Below are 21,016 nucleotides of genomic sequence, written 5' to 3'. Positions count from 1 at the left end.
AAAAGAGTAAAACCTTATTTTATACATGGTTTACTCTTTTTTTAAAAAAAAAATAAAAGGATTTTAGTCGAATGTTACAGCTTGAAAAGTTAGGTCCTCTTTACAAGCTATCATAGCCAATGTAACAACAGTTAAAACTATTTAAGCGCTTTCCTTTTAGAATACTTCCTTTCTTGAATTTTTTTCATTCCTGATTAACGAAAGCGCTTTTTCAACTGTTCGAGCATTTTTTTCGGTAATTTCCGCTCTTCGAGGAATTGGTCGATATAAATCTATCGGATCATCCCATTCTTTCGGTAAGCTTACTGGTGCCTCTTTTTGCCATGTTTCTAACCAGCTTTCTGGCAAAGGGCCGTAGCAGTTTGAGTTTTCAGTCATTTCAAGCCATATTAATGCCCAGGCACGAGGAACAACGCGCCATATATCATATCCTCCACCACCTACAGCAATCCATCTACCGTCACAATATTTGTGTGCTATTTCATGAGCTAATTTAGGAATTTCGCGGTAAATATTCATCGTAGCTGATAAATGAGTTAATGGATCGAAGTAATGTGAGTCTGTACCGTTTTGTGTTAAAATTACATCTGGTTTAAAAAAGTCGGCTACTTCGATTAAGGCAGTTTTATAACAATTAAGCCAAGACTCATCTTCAGTAAAAGCATCTACTGGAATATTAAATGAATACCCATAACCATTTCCTTGTCCCCGTTCATTCACATTCCCCGTGCCTGGGAATAAATAACGGCCGGTCTCGTGGATTGAAAAAGTACAAACATTTGGATCATCATAAAATGCCCATTGAACTCCATCTCCGTGATGAGCGTCTGTATCAACATATAGAACACGAACATGATATTTTTTCTGCAAATATTTTATTGCAACTGAACTATCATTGTAAATACAAAATCCCGAAGCCTTGCCTCTAAAACCATGATGCAGTCCGCCACCAAGATGGAGGGCGTGTTTTGCTTTACCTGTCATCACGCAGTCAACAGCTGTTAGTGTTCCTCCGACGAGAAGAGAACTTGCTTCGTGCATATTTGAAAAGATAGGTGTATCTTCTGTTCCAAGTCCATAGTTTTCGGCTTCATCTTCAGTCAACTTTCCTTGACTAGCCAGTTTTACAGCATTTATATAGCTTGGATCATGAGTAAGATAAAGTTCTTCATCAGTAGCTGAACGTGGTGGAATTATTTGATGTTCATTAATTGCATTTATTTTTCTTAATAAATCTAATGTTAACTTGAGTCTATATTGATTAAAAGGATGATGGTTATTAAATCTGTAGGTTAACAAAGCATCTGAGTAAACAAATATTGAATCACCATTCATGATGATATCCCCGGCATGTTGGGCCATAGTACGTGAAAGCCTGCCTTTTGCAAGTCCTGTACTAAGCCAATGGGATTCATCGTTTGCACTCTAATGACAAGAATTTTAAAGTTCTCATCATTTTTGTCTGGATAAACAAGAACACTTTGGATATTTGCTTTTCGATTACGCATGACAGATGCTATGTTACAGAGCATTCCGGTTTTATTAGGAACCTTCACTTCAATTTGTGAGCCTGGCTGATGTGCACCAGTTAATTGAATGAGCGTATGTAATAAATCAGTTTCTGTAATAATTCCTACAAGCACGTGATCTTTCACTATTGGTAAACAGGAGATGTTATGTTCATAAAAGAGAGCGGCAACTTCCTCAACAAAATCTAGTGGATGACCGATAATTACGTTTGTTTTCATAACAGTTTCCAACGGTTTATTTAAATCTTCCTTTTGTTCTTCATAACGGAAGATAGATGGTTTTGCGTCACGGATATCTCGATCGGTAACAATACCCAATACATGATTTTCTGAATTAACGATTGGAAGATGGCGAATTTTTTTCTCGTTCATTAATCTGATTGCGTCAGCAATTGTGTTACTAGGAAAAAGTGTTTCTACATTTGTTTTCATAATTTCTTCTACAATCAATCGAAATCCTCCTTTAAATAGTTTTTAGACTTAGAAAAAGTTTATTAGTCATGTAAGGGCTTACAAACAATCATCCTTCTTTAAATCCTCTAATAGACTGCTAATACATAAATCTGTTCATAAAGCGAAGCTGATCAAACCGTTGGATAGAATCAAGATCAACTCTTTCACCAATCCTCACCATTAAACAATTTGCTGGATGGGAGCTAATTTCAGGATCATCAGTTGCATACCAAACAAGACCACCTGCATTCATCATTTTCTCCATCACTTTTCGATATTCCCAAACGTTTAAGCCAGTCCCTTTCAAATCCCAATGCCAATAATATTCTGTTGTAATAATGATATAATCTTCCATTGCATCATCCATCATTGAGACGATTAGGAGGTTTTTACCTACTGAGCATCCTCGGTATTCTGGAATTACTTCAATTGCGCCTAATTCTATTAAATTTTCCATATTACCTTCAGACCATCTTTCAAGAGGATCGGGATATAAAAAAGTAACATATCCAACGATTATATCTCTATTTCTAGCAACAATAATCCTTCCTTCAGGAAGTTCAGCAATTTCAATTAATGCTCTATGCTGTTGTTCAGGCGGACGAAAAGCTACTAAGTCTTCATGGAACTGGAAACTAGCTAACTTTTTTGGCGAAATAGGTCCCTCGATTATAAGGCTCCCTTTAGGGGTTTTTAATTCTTTCGCATTATACGTTTTTTTGTGTTCCATTTAACACACCCCCTTGAAATTTAAATTTCTAATAATTTATTTCTATTATACATAAAATATAATAAATTATATATCATCAAGTCAACACAATATTCACGTTAATTAAAATATCTTTCTTTTTAATTTAAAGCATTTGATAAACTTTATCGGGTTAACGGCTCATTTCCCTTTTAAACGATATGAATCGGAGATGAAAGCAAGCATTCTTTCTAGATACAAACGAATAAGACTAAAAAATATTGCCTAGCAGAGCAAAAATGATGGAAATCCCAATAATAGAAATAGTTTTTTATATTTTAAAAAATGAGAATTAACTATTTTTATATTATAATATAAAAAAAAATTGCTATTTTAAGGGGGATATGTTTCATGAAAATGATGGAAGCGTTATCAGCAACAAAGGGGAATCATAATTTAGAGAACTATGAAGAGATGTATGAAATGTTTAATTGGAGTGATGCTGAGAAAAAAATTTTTCATGGCATGAAACGGGACGTGTTAACATGGCCTATGAAGCGATTGATCGCCATGTAGAGACTTTTCGAAAAAATAAAGTTGCTTTATATTATGAAGACGGTTTAGAAAAAGAAAAATATACTTTTAAAGAAATGAAAGAACTATCAAATAAAGCAGCTAATGTTTTAAAAGCTTATGGAGATGTAGAAAAAGGAGATCGTGTTTTTATTTTTATGCCAAGAACGCCTGAGCTTTATTTTGCTTTACTCGGTACTATTAAATTGGGAGCAATAGCTGGTCCATTATTTGAAGCTTTTATGGAAGGAGCTGTTCGCGACCGTTTAGAAGATAGTGAAGCAAAAGTACTTATTACAACGCCTGATTTGCTAGGTCGTGTACCTATTGCTGATCTGCCAAATTTAAAGCATATTTTTTTAGTTGGTAATAACATAGAGGAAAAAGATCAATACATCGATTTTAACAAGCGAATGGAGGAAGCGAGCAAAGAACTTAAAATTGAATGGGTTGATCGAAATGACGGCCTCATTCTTCATTATACTTCAGGCTCAACTGGAAAGCCGAAAGGAGTATTGCATGTTCATAATGCAATGATACAGCATTATCAAACAGCAAAGTGGGTTCTTGATTTAAAAGAAGAAGATGTTTATTGGTGTACTGCCGATCCTGGCTGGGTAACTGGGACTTCGTACGGCGTCTTTGGCCCTTGGCTTACAGGGACATCTAATGTCATTATTGGCGGTCGTTTTAATCCTGATAACTGGTACAGAATGATCGAAGAGTATATGGTAACAGTTTGGTACAGTGCACCGACAGCTTTTCGAATGTTAATGGGAGCTGGAAATGAAATTGTTAAAAAATATAATTTAAGCAGTCTGCGTCATATTTTAAGCGTTGGTGAGCCGTTAAATCCTGAAGTAGTAAGATGGGGATTAAAAGTGTTTAATTTAAGAATTCATGATAATTGGTGGATGACAGAAACAGGCGCACAAATTATAAGTAATTTTCCGTGTATGGATATTAAGCCTGGATCAATGGGTAAGCCAATTCCAGGCATAACGGCAGCTATTGTTGATGATCAAGGGAACGAGCTTCCTCCGTATAGAATGGGTAACTTAGCTATTAAAAAAGGCTGGCCGTCAATGATGATTAAAATTTGGAATAACCAAGAAAAGTATGAATCTTACTTTATGCCTGGGAACTGGTATTTATCTGGTGATTCAGCATATATGGATGAGGATGGGTATTTTTGGTTCCAAGGCCGTGTTGATGATGTTATTATGACTTCGGGAGAACGGGTTGGTCCGTTTGAAGTAGAAAGTAAGCTTGTTGAACATCCATCTATTGCTGAAGCTGGAGTAATCGGAAAGCCTGATCCTGTACGCGGTGAAATTATTAAAGCCTTTGTGGCATTAAGAGATGGCTATGAACCTACAGAAGAGTTAAAAGAAGATATTCGTCAATTTGTTAAAAAAGGACTTGCAGCGCATGCAGCTCCTAGAGAAATTGAGTTTCGCGATAAACTTCCAAAAACGAGAAGTGGAAAAATTATGCGCCGTGTCTTAAAAGCATGGGAACTTGATTTACCAACAGGTGATCTTTCCACAATGGAAGATTAATATAAAAATTTGTCAAGATGAACTGCACTAAGTTGTTATGTATAATGAACAACTTAGTGCAGTTTTTTTAATTAAGAAACAAAAGAAAAGGATTGAACCCTGTACAATCCAGAGTTCAATCCTCAATCCTCTAAAATATTGATATGTTTACTTTACTTAATCAGTTAACTTCACCTTGAGGCGGCGGAGACGGTGGTACAGGGTCTTCTGGTTTCGGCTCAGGTTCAGGTTTCGGTTCAGGAGTTGGTTCAGGCTTTGGCTCAGGTTTCGGTTCAGGTTCAGGAGTTGGTTCAGGCTTTGGCTCAGGTTTCGGTTCAGGTTCAGGAGTTGGTTCAGGTTCAGGAGTTGGTTCAGGTTTTGGTTCTGGTTCCGGATTATTTTGATCATCTTTTGGTTTTTTTGCGTTTCCTTTTTTATCATCCGGATTCTTAGTAACAGGCTGCTCCTTAACATTACCAATTTTAACAACATTTGAGCGAGGTGATTCCTTTCCAGCGATATCTACAGCAGATACATAGTATTCTCCATTTCCTGCATTAAATGAATATGCCTTACCTGCTGGAATACTTCCTACCTTTTGTCCTTTGCCTCCGGAAAGCTTGTAAACTCTATAGCCAATAATATCATTTTCCGGATGTTGACCCCATGTAATTGTCGATCCTGATACACTAATCGAAAGGGCACTAGGAACTTTGCCGTTATCAGTCATTTTCGCACTAGGTACTAAAATACTTGCCCATTTTTCATTATTTGGAATGAGTTGCTGTAAGTCTTTAATATTTTTTCCGCCTAATTTTTCTATATAATCAGGGTTAAGCATTAATCCTGGGAATGAAAACTCATCAGGTGTTGTACTTAATGCTAAATATTTTTTATCACCAATTTGTACATATTTGCCACTTATTAGACTATCATCTACTTTCGTTGGGACAAACTTGGCATTAAATAAATCTGTTTGTACTAGCCCAACTTTAGAACATGCATCAGATGGAAGTAGGCCTGATATTAGACAATATGAGCGGCGAACGATGCCACCTGGCATTTGAAAACGTTCCTTTGGTGCAACGAGATTAGGATTAACTTCATAAGCAGCATTCATTAAATCGGCCCATAAATAAATATTTCTTACCCCGTATGAAATTCCTTTATAAGATTTTTCCAACGGTTTAGGTGTATCGTAACCCATCCAAACACCAAATGTAACATTAGGATTAGTGGCGACAAACCAGGCATCGTGATAATCTTGTGCTGTTCCCGTTTTTCCAGCCCAATCAGCTTTAAATTTCAGTCTTTTGTTAAGGGCTGTTGCCGTTCCTTGGCTAATAACGTCTCTCATCATATCGATCGTCAAATAGGCAGTTTGCGGACTAAATACAGTGACAGGTTCAGCTTTATGTTCGTATATCGTGTTCCCGTCGTGGTCCACTATTTTTTCAATCATGTATCCATCAATAAACTGTCCGTTATTACCAAACGTTGCGAATGCATTGACGTTTTCTTCTACAGTCACTCCGTTTGTAAGAGCACCTAGTGACAGAGCAGGGATTTGGTAGTCCAAATCAGCTAAAGATGTAAACCCCATTTTATCTAAAAATTGGACTGGTCGCTGATCAAGTATATCTAAATATACTTTTGCAGCAGGAACGTTATAAGATTTAGCTAAAGCAACGCGTGCAGTAGTTAGTCCATGGTAACGCCCATCATAGTTTTTTGGACTCCAAGTTTGCCCGCCACTGGTTGGGATACTCATATCAATATCAGCAATAACCGATCCTGGTGAAATTTTCCCTAATTCCATCGCAGGTGCATATACAGCTAATGGTTTCATCGTTGAGCCGTTTGATCGTTTTGCATATGTTGCATGATTCGTTTGCTCTCTCTTATGATCTCTGCCGCCGACAAAGCTAATAATCTTTCCTGTTTTATTTTCAATTAAAACAGCACCGAGTTCAACAGGCTCTTGAATTGTAATTTTTTCTCCAGTATCTTTATCTTTCACAACTTCATTTTTTGTATTTCCGTAATAAGGAAATTGATCTTTAACAGCTTGCATTTTATCATAAATATCTTTATCAATCGTTGTATAGATTTTGTAACCATTTTGACGAAGATTTCGATCAGCAAGTGTTAAATATTCCTTATTTAAGTTACTATCTTTCTTTAAATCACTTTCTTCATATCCGTCTTTTTCTGCTAAAATTTTTGATAATATTTCGACAGCTCTTTTTTCAACTTCAAAAGTTAAAAACGGATATTTTTCAAGAGGATTTTCATTTGCAGGAATAAAGTCTTTCACAATATCATAGCTTAAAGCTTCTTCATACTCTTTATCATTAATATAGCCTTTTTCATGCATTCTCGATAAAACAGTTTTCATTCTTTTTAAGCCGGGTGTAAGATCTTCCTTTACTTTCCCATCACGTGAAAATGGTGTGTATGCTGATGGACTTTGTGGAAGCCCCGCGATAAATGCAGCTTGAGGGATCGTTAACTCACTAGCATTAACACCAAAAATACCTTTGGCAGCGGTTTGAATACCAGCAATATTTCTTCCAGATGAATTTCTTCCAAATGGTGAAACATTTAAATATGCTTCAAGGATTTCCTCTTTTTTAAAAAAACTTTCTAGGCGTAACGCTAATAATATTTCCTTCGCTTTTCGATCAAAGGAAACTTCGTTTGTTAAAATTTGATTTTTTATTAATTGTTGTGTTAATGTACTTCCGCCTGTTTGAACTGAAGCGTTTGTTACTTCTTGATAAATTGCTCGCAAAATTGCTTTTGGAACGATTCCTTTATGTTCATAGAAATGTGCATCCTCAGTAGCGATTACTGCATTAATTAAGTGTTTTGAAACTTTATCAAGGCTTATTTCTTCACGTTCAAGATCTGTTCTAAGCTTTCCTAAATAAACTTCATTTGCAAAATATAGCTCAGAAGTTTCCTCGTAATTAATATTAGCCTTTTTCATGTCTTCGTAAGAGCGCAGTGGTTCATCTTTTACGAGAGAGGCAAAATATCCCGCACCAACACCGCCGGCAAATATGCCCCCAAGTATAAAAATGACTACGAAAAGAAGAAATATGTTCCAAGCAACTTGATATGTAATGCTTGCCCTTTTTACAGTATTTTTATTTGTAAAAAAGTCTTTTAACGACTTTTGCATTTCTTTCCATTTCTTTTTTAGATCTTTCATTGCAGCATCATTCCCCCTAAAATCACATTACATTATAGCATAAACAGCGTGCCGAAAAAGACACCGTTAAATATTTTTCTTAATTTTTCTATTTTATTTGACAAAAGATTTTTCTTATGATAAAAATGCTTTAAACTTAAAAATTGTAAAAATAGCTTTGATAGGAATTAGTAGTACTTCTGTCCCTGTTATAGAGAGCTGGCGGGTGGTGAAAGCCAGTACATACGGAAAGACGAATTACCTCCTTGAGCTTTCATTGTGAACTGTTATAAATGTACTAAGTAGCGATGAACGGGAAAACCGTTATTTTTTTAGAGTGGGGGTCTTTGTCCCCAAGTTGGGTGGTACCGCGATTTAATCGTCCCTTCGAGAGTTCTCGAAGGGATTTTTATTTTGGCTATGTTCACAATTTAATAGTTCAATCCTCTTTTACGATCTTTTTCGCAAAAGGGGGACTATCCATCACACAGATGAGCTTAAAACAACAATAAATAAAAAAGGAGTGGCGGCTGATGAACTTATTAGAAGATTTGCAGTTTAGAGGCTTAATTAATCAAATTACAGATGAAGAAGGACTTAATAAATTATTAGAAGATGAAAAAATCAACTTATATTGTGGCTTTGATCCGACGGCTAATAGTTTGCATATAGGTCATTTATTACCTATTTTAATGCTTCGTCGTTTTCAACTTGCAGGACATCATCCAATTGCTCTTGTAGGTGGTGCAACGGGTATGATTGGCGATCCGAGCGGAAAAAAAGCTGAACGTACATTAAACTCCACTGATACTGTTGCAAATTGGAGTAATCAAATTAAAAGTCAGTTATCACGTTTCTTAAATTTCGAAGCAAAAGAAAATCCTGCACAATTGGTTAACAACTATGATTGGATCGGCAAACTAGATCTAATTACTTTTTTACGTGATATCGGGAAAAACTTCGGTTTGAATTACATGTTAGCAAAAGAAACTGTCCAATCTCGAATAGAATCCGGGATTTCATTTACAGAATTTAGCTATGTGATTTTACAATCAATTGATTTTTTAAAGTTATATGAAGAAAAGAATGTGAGACTCCAAATTGGAGGAAGCGATCAATGGGGGAACATTACAGCAGGTCTTGAATTAATTCGTAAGTCAAAAGAAAATGCCAAAGCTTTCGGACTAACAATTCCGCTAGTTACTAAGGCTGATGGAACAAAATTTGGCAAAAAAGAAGGCGGAGCTATATGGTTAGATCCAGAAAAGACGACACCATATGAGTTTTACCAATTTTGGATTAATACAGATGATCGTGATGTTGTTAAATACTTAAAATATTTCACGTTTTTATCGAGAGAGGAGATTGAGCAGCTTGAACAAGAAACGAAAGAAGCCCCAGAAAAACGAGCTGCCCAAAAAGCGCTAGGAGAAGAACCAACGAAGCTTGTTCATGGAGAAGAAGCATTAAAGCAAGCTATGAAGATTACTGAGGCATTATTTAGTGGTAACATTAAAGAACTAACAGGTGCAGAAATTGTCCAAGGCTTTAAAGATGTCCCTTCATACGAGCATCGAACTAAGGAAGAGATCGGCTTAATCGATTTACTTGTAGCAGCAAAAATTTCACCGTCTAAACGACAAGCACGAGAAGATATTTCCAACGGGGCAATATATATTAATGGAGATCGTGTCACTGATTTACAATATATTCTCAGTGAAAAAGATCGAATTGAAGATCAGTTTACAATCATTCGCCGTGGTAAAAAGAAATATTACTTAATTAAATACTAATCGTTACAAAGGAGAGCACATATTAAATGCAATAATATGGCTCTCCTTTTTTTCAGGAATTTTATTAAGAAGTAGAGGCTGTAGATTTTTTATCTGATGTATCAAATGATATAAAGCAAATGGCGCCAATCACGAGTGATATACCTAATATATGGTAAAGTAAAATCTCTTCCTTTAAAATAAAAAAGGAAAGAATAATTGAACTTAAAGGCAATACGCTTGTCAGTGCTCCTGCTGAGGCGGCAGAAACTTTTGCTAAGCCTTGATAAGGATAAATGCTATTACTGTGACAACTACTCCGAAATATAAAATATTCACCCAGTCTAAAATACGAACACTAGAAAAATAAAAATGAAAAGCTTGATAAATAGAAAAAGGAAAAAATAGTATTAAGCCAAATAAATTTATAATCGTTGCAATGGTTAACGGCGATAATTTATTAGAAACTGTTTTCCCTAAAGTGATAAATAAAGCTTCTCCAATAACGGCTCCAAAGACTAATAGATTCCCGAAAAAGGAAGCCGAGCCATTAATGTCATTTTCACTTAGAAGATTCATTAGTAGAACACCTAAAACAGCAAATGTAATACCGAATCCTTTTTGGATCGTCAATTTTTCTTTTAAAAAGATAAAGGCGATCACACCTATGACTGCAGGAAGAGTACTTGTAATAATCCCTGCTTCAATTGCAGACGTGTACTTTAATCCATAAAGCATAAAAATATTAAACAAAAAAACATCTGTCAACGCTTGAAGAAAAAGAACGATTATATACTTTAGCTGAATCGAAGGGAAGCTCTTCTCTTTATAATATAATAGAAAAATAAAGATCACTGTTGAAATGATAAATCTCAGTTCTGATGCTAAAAAAACAGGGAAACTTGATGTAATTAACTTTCCAAAGACAACAGAGCTACTAACGATCGCCATCGCCAAACCTATTTTCATCTGTGCTATAAAGTGAGCTCATTTACTGCCTCCTTCGTTGACGAACGCCCGGAAAGGATTTTACCGTTTTTGTATAATACGAAATACTAAAGGATATCGAGGGGGGAAAAATGTTAGAGTGAAAGAATTTATAATTGTACAAGTTTTATAATTGAAAATTGAAATAAGTAAAGAATTGAAAGAAATACGTTAATAGGATATTCAGCAATATTGGGTCTGCTGGATGAATTGGTCGGTTCATGTTCATAAAGTTGGCAAGAGATAAATTTGAAAAAATAGCTATTAAAATAACTTAGAAAATCATTTTAAAAAATGAAAATAAATGTTAATATTAGTCTGCATGATATTTAAGATTATGGGTATAAAGGGAATAGATGTAAAATTTAATGAACCCTTTAGGATACTTCATTTTTTTTAAGTGATTAGTAGATCATATCGTTTTAAAGAAAACTACATCGTGATGTAATGTTCCATACTAATGAATAAATTTTAGATTTAAGGGGTGCAAGTTGTGTAAAATCAAGAGTTTGTTCATTTTTTACGATAGAAGTTTTGATAATACGGATACAACGAAGGGGTTAATAATGGATATTTTTATAAATGAAATTAAGAATGATAGTATAAACATCGGTCATCAAGATTATTATGACGATTTTCATTTTTTGAAACCAATTTTAGAAAAAAAAAAGTTTGTCTTTCTTGGAGAAAGTAATCCTTGCGTTAAAGAGTACGACGTGGCTAAAGTCAACTTAATTAAATATCTTCATCAACAATTAGGATTCAATGTACTTGCTTTTGAAGGTGATTTCGGTGATTGTATTATCGGCGACTTTCTTTCAACAGATCTTGATTCAATGAAGTTTATGTTCGGATCAATCGGGCGTATTAGGAGTAATGAGTATATCCTTGAATTATTTGATTATATTAAAGAAACGAAGCAGCAACAGCCTTTACAATTAACAGGTATAGATCTTAATCAAAATGAAGATGGACATCTTTCCTCCTTTTTACGATCACAGTTGCCAGATAATTTAAAGCTAATACTTTTGGAATTTGAAAAACGTGCAAATGAAATTATATTTGATACTCGTATGATGAAACGTCTAAGGCTACGGAAAGAAGTAGAAGAAATAGAGAGCATAGGTAATGAATTCATTAAAGCGCTTGAAAAAAACTCTTTTCCCACTATGACGTTGCGTAAAATCACCATTCGGACAGTGAAAAACAGGTTAAAATTAGTAAAAGGAGCGGTTAAAAAAAGTATTTTGAAGCTGTTCAACTATTGGGATGAATTAAAGGCTGAGAACCTAAAATATTTATCTCAAGTTTATCCTAACGAGAAATTTATGATTTGGGCTAATAATTTAGACATTATGAAAAAGGGTTCCGCAAGTTGTTTTCCTTCATATAAATCAACTTTTGAAAATCTCCCCCACTTTATAAAAGAGACTAGCTATGTTTTGGGATTATATGCAAAAGAAGGCCAGATGATAGATGATGATGAACATCATTATCCAATTAAAAAAGCTAGTAAAAAACATTTAGAATGGCTACTAAATCACACACCTCATCAAAACTGTTTTATCCAATGTGGACTAAAATGGGGACAAACTAAATGGAAGGCGTTTGAAGGAGGGAATTTACGTATTTCTTTTAAACCAGCTGAACAATACGATGGGATATTATATTTTAAAAAAGTAAGCCCTGCTTATTTCAGTATGAAAAAATAAATATGATAAATACAAAATTCTTCAGAAGGTTGAATTAGGTTATTACTAAATAGATATGAAGAGAAAAACCCTTAGAAACAGTATTGTTTCTAAGGGTTTAACAATAAGGAAACAAGTCATTTAGCGTGAGTAGAACTCAACAATTAGAGATTCATTAATTTCCGCTGGAAGCTCAGAACGCTCAGGTAAACGAGTGAACGTACCTTCTAGTTTTTCAGCGTCAAATGTAAGAAAATCAGGAACAAAGTTGTTCACTTCAATTGCTTCTTTAATGATGTCTAAGTTGCGAGATTTTTCACGAACTCCAATTACTTCTCCTGCTTTTACACGGTATGATGGAATATCAACGCGTTTTCCATTTACAGTAATATGACCGTGATTAACAAGTTGTCTCGCTTGGCGGCGAGTACGAGCTAAACCAAGACGATATACAAGGTTGTCTAAACGTGATTCTAAAAGAATCATAAAGTTTTCACCGTGTACACCAGTCATTTTACCAGCTGCATTAAACAAATTGAGGAATTGGCGTTCATTTACTCCGTACATATGACGAAGCTTTTGTTTTTCTTGTAATTGTAATCCGTACTCAGAAAGTTTTTTTCTTTGATTTGGACCGTGTTGTCCAGGTGCGTAAGGTCGCTTTTCTAATTCTTTACCTGTACCTGTAAGTGAAATCCCTAAGCGACGAGAGATTTTCCAGCTTGGACCAGTATAACGAGCCATAAATGACTCCTCCTTCTTGTTTTTATTTTGGTAAAATAAAAACAGTTGTAAAACAACAAATATGTCCATTTTGTTTTCATGTACCTTCGCCCTAGCAGCTAAGGGTTACACGATACACCTCTTATTTTAAAATGAAATATGAGATATTGAGGAACAAAATGTAAAACATAAAGGTGTTTACATAGGCTGCAATATTTTACACAAAGAACATTATATTATTATTCATGTATTAAGTCAATAACGATGTTTTCTTTATAATAAATATAAAAAATTTTACTTCCCAAAAAGACTAAATTGTCATATGCTGTAAATAATAAGAGAGTTTTTATAAACATTTTTGAAAGCGTTTACAAAGGGGAGGATTTAACATGGGAGAAAGAAAAACTTTTCAATTTGAAACAGAGGTTATACATGCAGCATATGAATCAAGTGAATATGAAGGTAGCTTGACACCTCCACTTTATCAGACCTCTACTTTTACTTTTAAAGATGCGCAAATAGGTGAAAAACGATTTGCTGGCGAAGAGCAAGGATATATTTATACTAGATTAGGAAATCCGACTGTTCATGTATTGCAGGAACGTATGGCAAAACTTGAAAATGGAGAAGCAGCGCTCGCGTTCAGTTCTGGAATGGGGGCTGTTTCAGCTATACTTTTAGCTCTTACGAAAACAGGCGATCATATCCTTTGTTCACAAGGAGTGTACGGCTGTACATTTGGATTATTACAGCTAATGAAAGATAAGTATAAAATTGACCATGCTCTTTCGTCCATGGCAACGAAAGAGCAGCTGCTGGAAAAAATTCGTCCAGAAACAGTCTGTATTTATGTAGAAACACCGATTAATCCGACGATGAAGCTTGTTGATTTACAGATGGTAGCAAATGTTGCAAAGGAAGCTGGAATTCCTGTCGTTGTTGATAATACATTTTGTTCTCCATACTTACAAACTCCTCTTTCGTTAGGGTGTGATATTGTCGTTCATAGCGCAACAAAATACATTTGCGGTCACGGTGATGTAATTGCAGGTATAGCTGTAGGTAAAAAAAAGTTTATCGATCATGTTTCCATGACGACGCAAAAAGATATTGGCGGTGTCATTTCTCCATTTGACGCATGGTTATTATTAAGGGGATTAAAAACCTTGCCCATAAGGATGGATCGTCATTCTGACAACGCGAAAAAAATAGCAAAATTTCTTGCTGGTCACCCTAAAGTTGAAAGTGTTTACTATCCTGGAGATGAACAGAGCGATGATTACGATATTATGAAACGTCAAATGAAAAAACCAGGAGGGTTAATATCCTTTACACTAAAAGGGACGAAAGAAACAGCGCAAGCGTTCATGAATCAGTTAAAGTTAATTAAAATTGCAGTTAGTTTAGGTGATGCAGAAACGTTAATTCAACATCCTGCCACAATGACTCATGCAGTTGTTCCGAAACATGCCCGTGAAGAAATGGGGATTCTGGACGGACTGTTACGGTTATCAGTCGGTCTAGAGGCGTGGGAAGATATTCAAGCTGATTTAGCGCAGGCACTAGAACAAATAAAGAAGTGACATTTAAATCGTGGGGCTTCAATTAGAGGAGAGGTATTGATCTTCTCTAATTGAAGTGAAGAAGATTCGACTATAAATCATATTTTTCAACGGGCTCTGTTAAAAAATAAATTTTATTATATCAAAAGAAGCTGATTAAGGAGTGACTTTGTCGGAAAGTTTTTACAGGAAATAGTACATTCATAAAAGAATATTTATTAATAAAAGCAGTAAGTGCTTTAAAAGAGGTGAGGATGAAGATGCGGAAAAACTCTAAAAAACATATCGTGGACGTAGCCGTCTCCCTTTTTAATATGAAAGGGTATAGCGGTACATCTGTAAGAGATATCGCAGGGAAAGCGAATGTGAATGTAGCGAATATTTCGTATTATTTTCAAAGCAAACACGGATTGTTGGAATATTGTTTAACATCTTTTTTTGAAAATTATTTGTCCGAGATTGAAAATGGATATTCTTTGCTAGGTCAGAAGGAGGCAAGTGAAGTTTTATAAGTGATGGCAAAAAACATTCTCTACTTTCAAACGGCTCATCTTCAGTTAACACGCTTCGTATTAAGAGAAGTCTCTATCGATTCACAAGTCATTCGAGAAATTATGTCGACATACTTTATGAAAGAACGTTACTATTTTAAAAAAGTTTTAGAAAAGGGAATAAACGAAAAAGAGTTTAAACCTATTTCTATTAATTATATCATTATGCAGTTGAAAGGACTTCTCACGATGCCATTTTTAAACACATATTACGTGACTGAAGTACTTCACGTGCTTCCTTACGAACAATACTTTGCCGAGAAATATTATCTCGAAATTGAAAGCTGGATTGATCAAGTTTTATGTGAAAAAGATGTTCATATGGTTGTTTAAGCAATTAAAAAAAATGCATTTTGTCCCTTCCTTGGCCTAGTTCTTTCACTTGATGAGCATCAGATCCATAAATAAGGGGGATCCCGAGCTTAAAGGCTTCCTCTGCAATTTTTGCAGGTGGATAAGGTTCGCGGCAAAGAGGTTTCGCTGTTCCTGCCCCGTTATAATCTAACTCGTAATGATGTTTTTTTTTCGCTAATAAAATGGATCGTATTTCTTGATTAAAATTTTTCGAAACAGGAAATCGATGTTGAAATTTGTGGATTAATGTTATATGACCGATCCGCTTTGGTTTATTGTGGCCTAAATTAGAATGAACAGATAGAGCAACTGTACGAAAATAGTTTTCATACACGGCTTCTACAGACCCGTATTTTTTTGTCATCGTTTTAAACAAATCTGGACTATAATCAACACAATCATACTCATCCCCGATTTTCAAGAAATGAACAGAGAGAATTGCATCGTCAATAAAAGAATTGAATTGATTAAGAAAATCCGTCGTTTCTTTCTCAAATCCTTCAATATAATCAACTTCTAGCCCCGCGTTAATTTTTATATATTTTTCGTATTTTCTTTTTATTTTGTTAATATCGGCAAAATAATTTGGTAAACATTCTATTTCCATCGCACTGTCTTTTGTAGGAGTAGAATCTTCAAAGCCTTTTGGTAAGGGGGCATGTTCGGTAAAAGATATTTCTTGAAACCCAAGAGATATCGCTTTTTCTATATATTCCTCAAAAGAATTATTTGTGCCGTGCGGGCAATAACGAGAATGAATATGGCCATCTTTTTTCATTTTATTGTGAACCTCCTTGAAAGTATCTTAAATTTAATGGTGAATTAGTTGAATTCTCCTAGTTTCTATAGTTCAATTATGTGTAAAGGCATTTATCATAGTATTTATTCAAACTGACAAACGCTCGCATTCTCGTTCAGTTCGAAACGGCAGTTGATAAATTACTTAAAAAGACCAAATTAATAGTTAAAAAATGTCGTTTACATGTTATCATAAAAACATTGAAATGAATATTTATTAAGATGGTTATGTTATAAAATTGTGTTGATTTAACGGCTTATATTACCAGAAGGATCCTCCAGTCATAGCTGATAGGATCTCATACATTAAGCCTAAAACAACAATAATGTTTAACATAGCCCCATTAAAATAAAAATGCAATAAAAAGTGTCATATTTTAAAATTGCAATACATATAATCTTCGGCTATGAACAGGGGGCTTAACATGCTATACTACATAATTGGTGTTATCGTACTCTTGCTAAGCTTATTTTTAGTAGGATATATAACGAAAAAAAAGCATACTAAAGAAATAGAACGACTTGAAACTTGGAAAGTTACTATAACGGATCGCCCTGTACTCGATGAAATGTCAAAAGTAAAACAGCTTAACATGATGGGCCAAACAGAACAACTATTTGAGCGCTGGCGTAAAGAATGGGATGAGATTGTTACTGTTCATTTACCTGAAGTGGATCAGTTATTTTCAGATGCTGAGGGATGTATAAATAAGTTTCAGTTTAATAAAGCTAATGCTATTCAAGAGAAAATGGAACAACAATTAACGAAAATAGAGGAGATGGTGACCTCTATCTTAACAGAGTTAAAAGAATTAGTTAGTAGCGAAGAAAATAATCGAATTGAAATTGAAGAGTTAAAAGATTTATTTCGGGAGTTAAAGACGTCTTTATTAGCCAATAGTCATTCGTTCGGAAAGGCGGCAGTCCAATTAGAGCTTCAAGTTGATGAAACTAATAAAAAATTCCAATTATTCCACGAAGAAACGACTAATGGAAATTATCTGAAGGCACGTGAAATTGTAAATCAAATCGAAGAAGATTTAATAGGCATTAATGAGAAGATGGAAATTATTCCGGGTGTTCTTATAGAATGTCAAACAACAATCCCTTCCCAACTAGCAGAATTAAAAGAAGGCTATAAAGAAATGATAAGCCAAGGATATCCCCTCCATCATCTTGAGATAGAAAAACAATTTGAACTATTTAAAAGTGAATTAAACAATTGTCTCATTTATATCGAAAAAACAAATGTTGAAAATGTAAATAAAAAAGTGGAAGAATTAAAAGAAAGTATTGAATTAATTTTTTATCTGCTCGAACAGGAAGTTGTTGCTAAGCATTACCTTATAAAAAATAAACAAGAGACAGACTTAGTGTTAGAAGCGGCTCATGAAGAATATAATAAATTAAAAGCAGAAACTGAGCTTGTTCAGCAAAGCTATCGTTTAGGTGAAAAGGAGCTGGCACAGCTCGATCAAACGGAAAAACAACTTATTCAATTGTATAAAAGGTTCGAGATGCTTTTAATAAAAATATCTCAACAAGAAACTGCCCAAACTGAGCTTTCAAAAGAATTAAAAGAAATTAAAGAGAAGCTTGATTCTGTTAGAAATGGGCAGAAACAATTTGCAAAAAGACTTCGAGCCCTCCGCAAAGATGAAATTTCAGCACGAGAAAAAGTGAGCGAATTATCTAAGCAAATTAAGGAGCTCAAGAGACTGATTTCTAAAAGTAATTTACCTGGATTACCGCAAGATTATCAATATTTAATGGAAGAAGCAAAGAAAAATATACAAGTTGTTATTCAAAAAATTGAAGAAAAACCTTTAAATATGAGCGCAGTTCAAGAAAATTTAAAAGCCGCCTTGTTGACAGTTGAAAAGTTATCAAATTCAACGGATGAAATGCTTGACGAAGTGATGCTGGCAGAGAGAGTCATTCAATATGGGAACAGGTATAGAAGCCAGTACCCATCTGTAGCAAAAGCATTGGAACATGCTGAAACAGCTTTTCGTCTTTTTGATTATCGCAGTGCTTTAGAGCAAGCTGCAACAGCGGTAGAAGAGGTTGAGCCGGGCGCTTTGAAAAAAATTGAAAACATCATGTCTGAAGAACAAGACTAGAAACAGGCTAATGTTGGCCTGTTTTTTCTAGTTAAAACTGATCCTATAAAAAACTAAATTGAAAAGATAGGGGTGATGAAAGTGATTTATTTTGATAATAGTGCAACTACAAAGCCTTACAAGGAAGTCATTGACGCATTTGTAAAAGTATCAAATGATTACTTCGGGAATCCGTCATCTCTGCATCGAATTGGCGGAGCTGCGGAAAACCTTTTAATCGAAGCAAGATCGCAAATTGCAAAGCTTTTAAATGTAAGGGCAAATGAAGTTTTTTTTACATCAGGGGGAACAGAAAGTAACAACTTAGCGATAAAAGGTACAGCACTTATGTATAAAGGCAGGGGAAAACATATTGTGACGACAGCAGTTGAGCATTCCTCAACTCGAGAGGCCATTGAACAGCTCAAAAAACAATTCGGGTTTCAAGTTACATATGTGCCTGTTGATACTTCAGGAAGAATTTCTCCGATAGATGTTAAAAAAGCAATCCGTGATGAGACGATACTCGTCACAATTATTCATGTTAATAATGAAATAGGAACCATTCAGCCAATCCAAGAAATTGGTCAATTATTACGAGACTATCCGAAAATATTATTTCATGTTGATCATATTCAAGGAGTTGGCAAGGTTCCGCTTAATATGCATGAAGACAATATTGATCTCTACTCAATTTCAGGACATAAGTTCCATGCTTTAAAAGGAACTGGTGCATTACTAATAAAACAAGGAATCAAAATTTCACCATTATTTTCAGGCGGCAGCCAAGAATTAAAAATTCGCAGCGGAACAGAAAACGTTGCTGGAATTGTCGCAATGGCTAAGGCATTGCGGCTCACTTTTGAAAAAAAAGCAGCGACATTAGAAAAATTAACATCAATCAAGAATATATTAAAAAAAGAACTTGAAAAAATTGAAAGGATTATTGTCCATACGCCATCAGAACAGGCAGCACCGCATATATTGAATTTTTCTGTTCGCGGGATAAAAGCTGAAGTGTTTCTTCATGCTTTAGAGGAAAAAGAAATATATGTTTCCACAACAAGTGCTTGTTCTTCAAAAAATAAGGCAGCAAGTAATACGTTATTGGCAATGGGAGTTAATCAAGATATTGCAGAAAGTGCAATTCGAATAAGCTTAACATATGACAATACAATCGAAGAAGCCAAAGCTGTTATAAAGGGAATAACAGAGACGGTAAAACAACTTGGAGAGGTAATGAATTAAGATGAACTATGATCGTATTTTGATCCGTTATGGAGAACTTTCATTGAAAAAAAGAAATAGACAAAAATTTATTAATCAATTAAGGCATAATGTGAAGAATGTATTAGCTGATTTTCCCACTGTTAAAGTGGAAGCCAATCGTGAAAGAATGTATGTACTTTTAAATAATGAAAATGGTGAAGCTGTTGTCAATAAATTAAAGGGCGTTTTTGGAATTCAAACGTTTAGTCCTGCGATAAAAGTTGAAAAAAATCTTGAAAATATGAAAAAAACAGCGTTAGCACTTGTTAAACGGCTTTATCGCGAAGGAAATACATTCAAAATAACGACCAAACGTGCCGATAAAGCTTTTCCGTATAATTCAGATGAATTAAACAATATTTTCGGAGGTTTTTTACTAAAAAATATTCCTAATTTGAAAGTAGATGTTAAACAGCCAGATATAAACTTACGTATTGAAGTGCGCAAAGAAGCTGTTTATTTATCTTGTGAAAACATTGAAGGTGCTGGAGGATTGCCAGTTGGTTCAAGTGGAAAAGGAATGCTCATGTTATCGGGAGGCATTGATAGTCCTGTTGCAGGTTATTTAGCAATGAAGCGGGGACTTGATATCGAAGCAGTCCATTTTTTTAGTCCTCCCTATACAAGTGAACGGGCAAAGCAAAAAGTGATTGATTTGACAAAAAAACTTGCAGAGGTAAGCGGTTCTATTACACTTCATGTTGTGCCTTTCACCGAAATCCAACAGCTCATTCGCAAACAGATTCCTGAAAACTACACGATGACGACAACAAGAAGAATCATGCTGCGAATTACTGATGAACTTCGTAAAAAAAACAATGCTTTAGCAATTATTACAGGTGAGAGTCTTGGACAAGTGGCAAGTCAAACACTTGAAAGTATGTATACAATTAATGAGGTGACAAATACACCTATACTGCGTCCTCTGATCGCGATGGATAAAACAGAAATTATCGATATTTCAAAACGAATAGATACCCATGATATTTCAATTCGTCCTTATGAAGATTGCTGTACTATTTTTGTCCCAGCAAATCCTAAAACAAATCCTCGTCGAGAAAGAGCCAATCATTTTGAAAGCTTTACTAATTTTGACCCATTCATTCAAAGTGCTGTCTTAAATACGGAAACGATTTTACTTAAACCTGAAACACTGAATGATTTATTTTAGTAATGATGTGAACAATTACCATTGAAAGCTTTGTATGAAGGCATGTGATTCTACAC

At 34.8% G+C, this 21,016-nt stretch carries 14 protein-coding genes, 2 pseudogenes and 1 other annotated feature; of the genes and pseudogenes, 9 read left to right on the top strand and 7 right to left on the bottom strand.

Translation table 11 applies throughout. The features are described from left to right. Positions 1-156: 156 nt before the first annotated feature. From K6959_RS13010 to K6959_RS13000, 3 genes are all read right to left on the bottom strand, one after another. On the bottom strand, positions 157-1,335 hold the full coding sequence (locus tag K6959_RS13010) for an acetoin utilization protein AcuC (RefSeq protein ID WP_163242343.1): 1,179 nt from the start codon (positions 1,333-1,335) through the stop codon (positions 157-159). Next, a complete protein-coding gene (locus tag K6959_RS13005; protein WP_163242342.1) occupies positions 1,332-1,979 on the bottom strand; it encodes an acetoin utilization AcuB family protein in 648 nt (215 codons plus the stop codon). Before K6959_RS13005 ends, K6959_RS13010 begins: the two co-directional genes overlap by 4 nt. 100 nt (positions 1,980-2,079) lie before the next feature. After that, entirely contained in the window at positions 2,080-2,712 is a 633-nt protein-coding gene (locus K6959_RS13000; protein ID WP_163242341.1) for a GNAT family N-acetyltransferase, read from the bottom strand. Positions 2,713-3,087: 375 nt separating this feature from the next. Here K6959_RS13000 and acsA point away from each other — a divergent pair. Beyond that, positions 3,088-4,805: pseudogene (gene acsA / locus K6959_RS12995) on the top strand (acetate--CoA ligase). A gap of 160 nt (positions 4,806-4,965) precedes the next feature. On the opposite strand, the gene K6959_RS12990 reads toward acsA, so the two are convergent. Continuing rightward, a complete protein-coding gene (locus K6959_RS12990) occupies positions 4,966-8,001 on the bottom strand; it encodes a transglycosylase domain-containing protein (protein ID WP_223086709.1) in 3,036 nt (1,011 codons plus the stop codon). Positions 8,002-8,149: 148 nt separating this feature from the next. Next, positions 8,150-8,370, top strand: a binding site (T-box leader). Between the two features lie 140 nt (positions 8,371-8,510). Between K6959_RS12990 and tyrS the strand changes: the two genes are divergently transcribed. Next, positions 8,511-9,773 (top strand): tyrosine--tRNA ligase, encoded by a 1,263-nt coding sequence (gene tyrS, locus K6959_RS12985; RefSeq protein ID WP_316252552.1) that lies wholly within the window; start codon positions 8,511-8,513, stop codon positions 9,771-9,773. A 64-nt stretch (positions 9,774-9,837) separates the two neighbouring features. Here tyrS and K6959_RS12980 read toward each other — a convergent pair. Further along, positions 9,838-10,703 (bottom strand): annotated as a pseudogene (locus K6959_RS12980) (DMT family transporter). 602 nt (positions 10,704-11,305) lie between these two features. Between K6959_RS12980 and K6959_RS12975 the strand changes: the two are divergent. After that, positions 11,306-12,451 (top strand): erythromycin esterase family protein, encoded by a 1,146-nt coding sequence (locus tag K6959_RS12975; RefSeq protein ID WP_262421790.1) that lies wholly within the window; start codon positions 11,306-11,308, stop codon positions 12,449-12,451. Positions 12,452-12,571: 120 nt separating this feature from the next. On the opposite strand, the gene rpsD is transcribed toward K6959_RS12975, so the two are convergent. Beyond that, a complete protein-coding gene (gene rpsD / locus K6959_RS12970; RefSeq protein WP_163242337.1) occupies positions 12,572-13,174 on the bottom strand; it encodes a 30S ribosomal protein S4 in 603 nt (200 codons plus the stop codon). 368 nt (positions 13,175-13,542) lie between these two features. Here rpsD and megL point away from each other — a divergent pair, with 368 nt between their 5' ends. From megL to K6959_RS19685, 3 genes are all read left to right on the top strand, one after another. Next, positions 13,543-14,736, top strand: a complete 1,194-nt coding sequence (gene megL, locus K6959_RS12965) for a methionine gamma-lyase (protein WP_223086705.1) — start codon at positions 13,543-13,545, stop codon at positions 14,734-14,736. Positions 14,737-14,969: 233 nt separating this feature from the next. Next, entirely contained in the window at positions 14,970-15,227 is a 258-nt protein-coding gene (locus tag K6959_RS19690) for a TetR family transcriptional regulator (protein ID WP_316252492.1), read from the top strand. Positions 15,228-15,230: 3 nt separating this feature from the next. After that, entirely contained in the window at positions 15,231-15,599 is a 369-nt protein-coding gene (locus K6959_RS19685; RefSeq protein WP_316252491.1) for a hypothetical protein, read from the top strand. Positions 15,600-15,603: 4 nt separating this feature from the next. On the opposite strand, the gene hisJ is transcribed toward K6959_RS19685, so the two are convergent. Beyond that, entirely contained in the window at positions 15,604-16,398 is a 795-nt protein-coding gene (hisJ, locus tag K6959_RS12955) for a histidinol-phosphatase HisJ (RefSeq protein ID WP_223086704.1), read from the bottom strand. A 445-nt stretch (positions 16,399-16,843) separates the two neighbouring features. Between hisJ and ezrA the strand changes: the two genes are divergently transcribed. The 3 genes from ezrA to thiI all read left to right on the top strand — a co-directional run bounded on the left by ezrA (position 16,844) and on the right by thiI (position 20,960). Next, positions 16,844-18,541 (top strand): septation ring formation regulator EzrA, encoded by a 1,698-nt coding sequence (gene ezrA / locus K6959_RS12950; RefSeq protein WP_223086702.1) that lies wholly within the window; start codon positions 16,844-16,846, stop codon positions 18,539-18,541. Between the two features lie 81 nt (positions 18,542-18,622). Beyond that, positions 18,623-19,768 carry a cysteine desulfurase family protein gene (locus K6959_RS12945; protein ID WP_223086701.1) on the top strand — a complete coding sequence of 382 codons (1,146 nt, stop codon included), beginning with the start codon at positions 18,623-18,625 and terminating at the stop codon, positions 19,766-19,768. A 1-nt stretch (position 19,769) separates the two neighbouring features. Then, positions 19,770-20,960 carry a tRNA uracil 4-sulfurtransferase ThiI gene (thiI, locus tag K6959_RS12940; protein ID WP_163242332.1) on the top strand — a complete coding sequence of 397 codons (1,191 nt, stop codon included), beginning with the start codon at positions 19,770-19,772 and terminating at the stop codon, positions 20,958-20,960. Positions 20,961-21,016 lie beyond the last annotated feature (56 nt).

The organism is Bacillus aquiflavi, assembly GCF_019915265.1.
GTDB lineage: Bacteria > Bacillota > Bacilli > Bacillales > Cytobacillaceae > Bacillus_BT > Bacillus_BT aquiflavi.
This window is presented reverse-complemented; position numbering and strand designations above follow the sequence as displayed.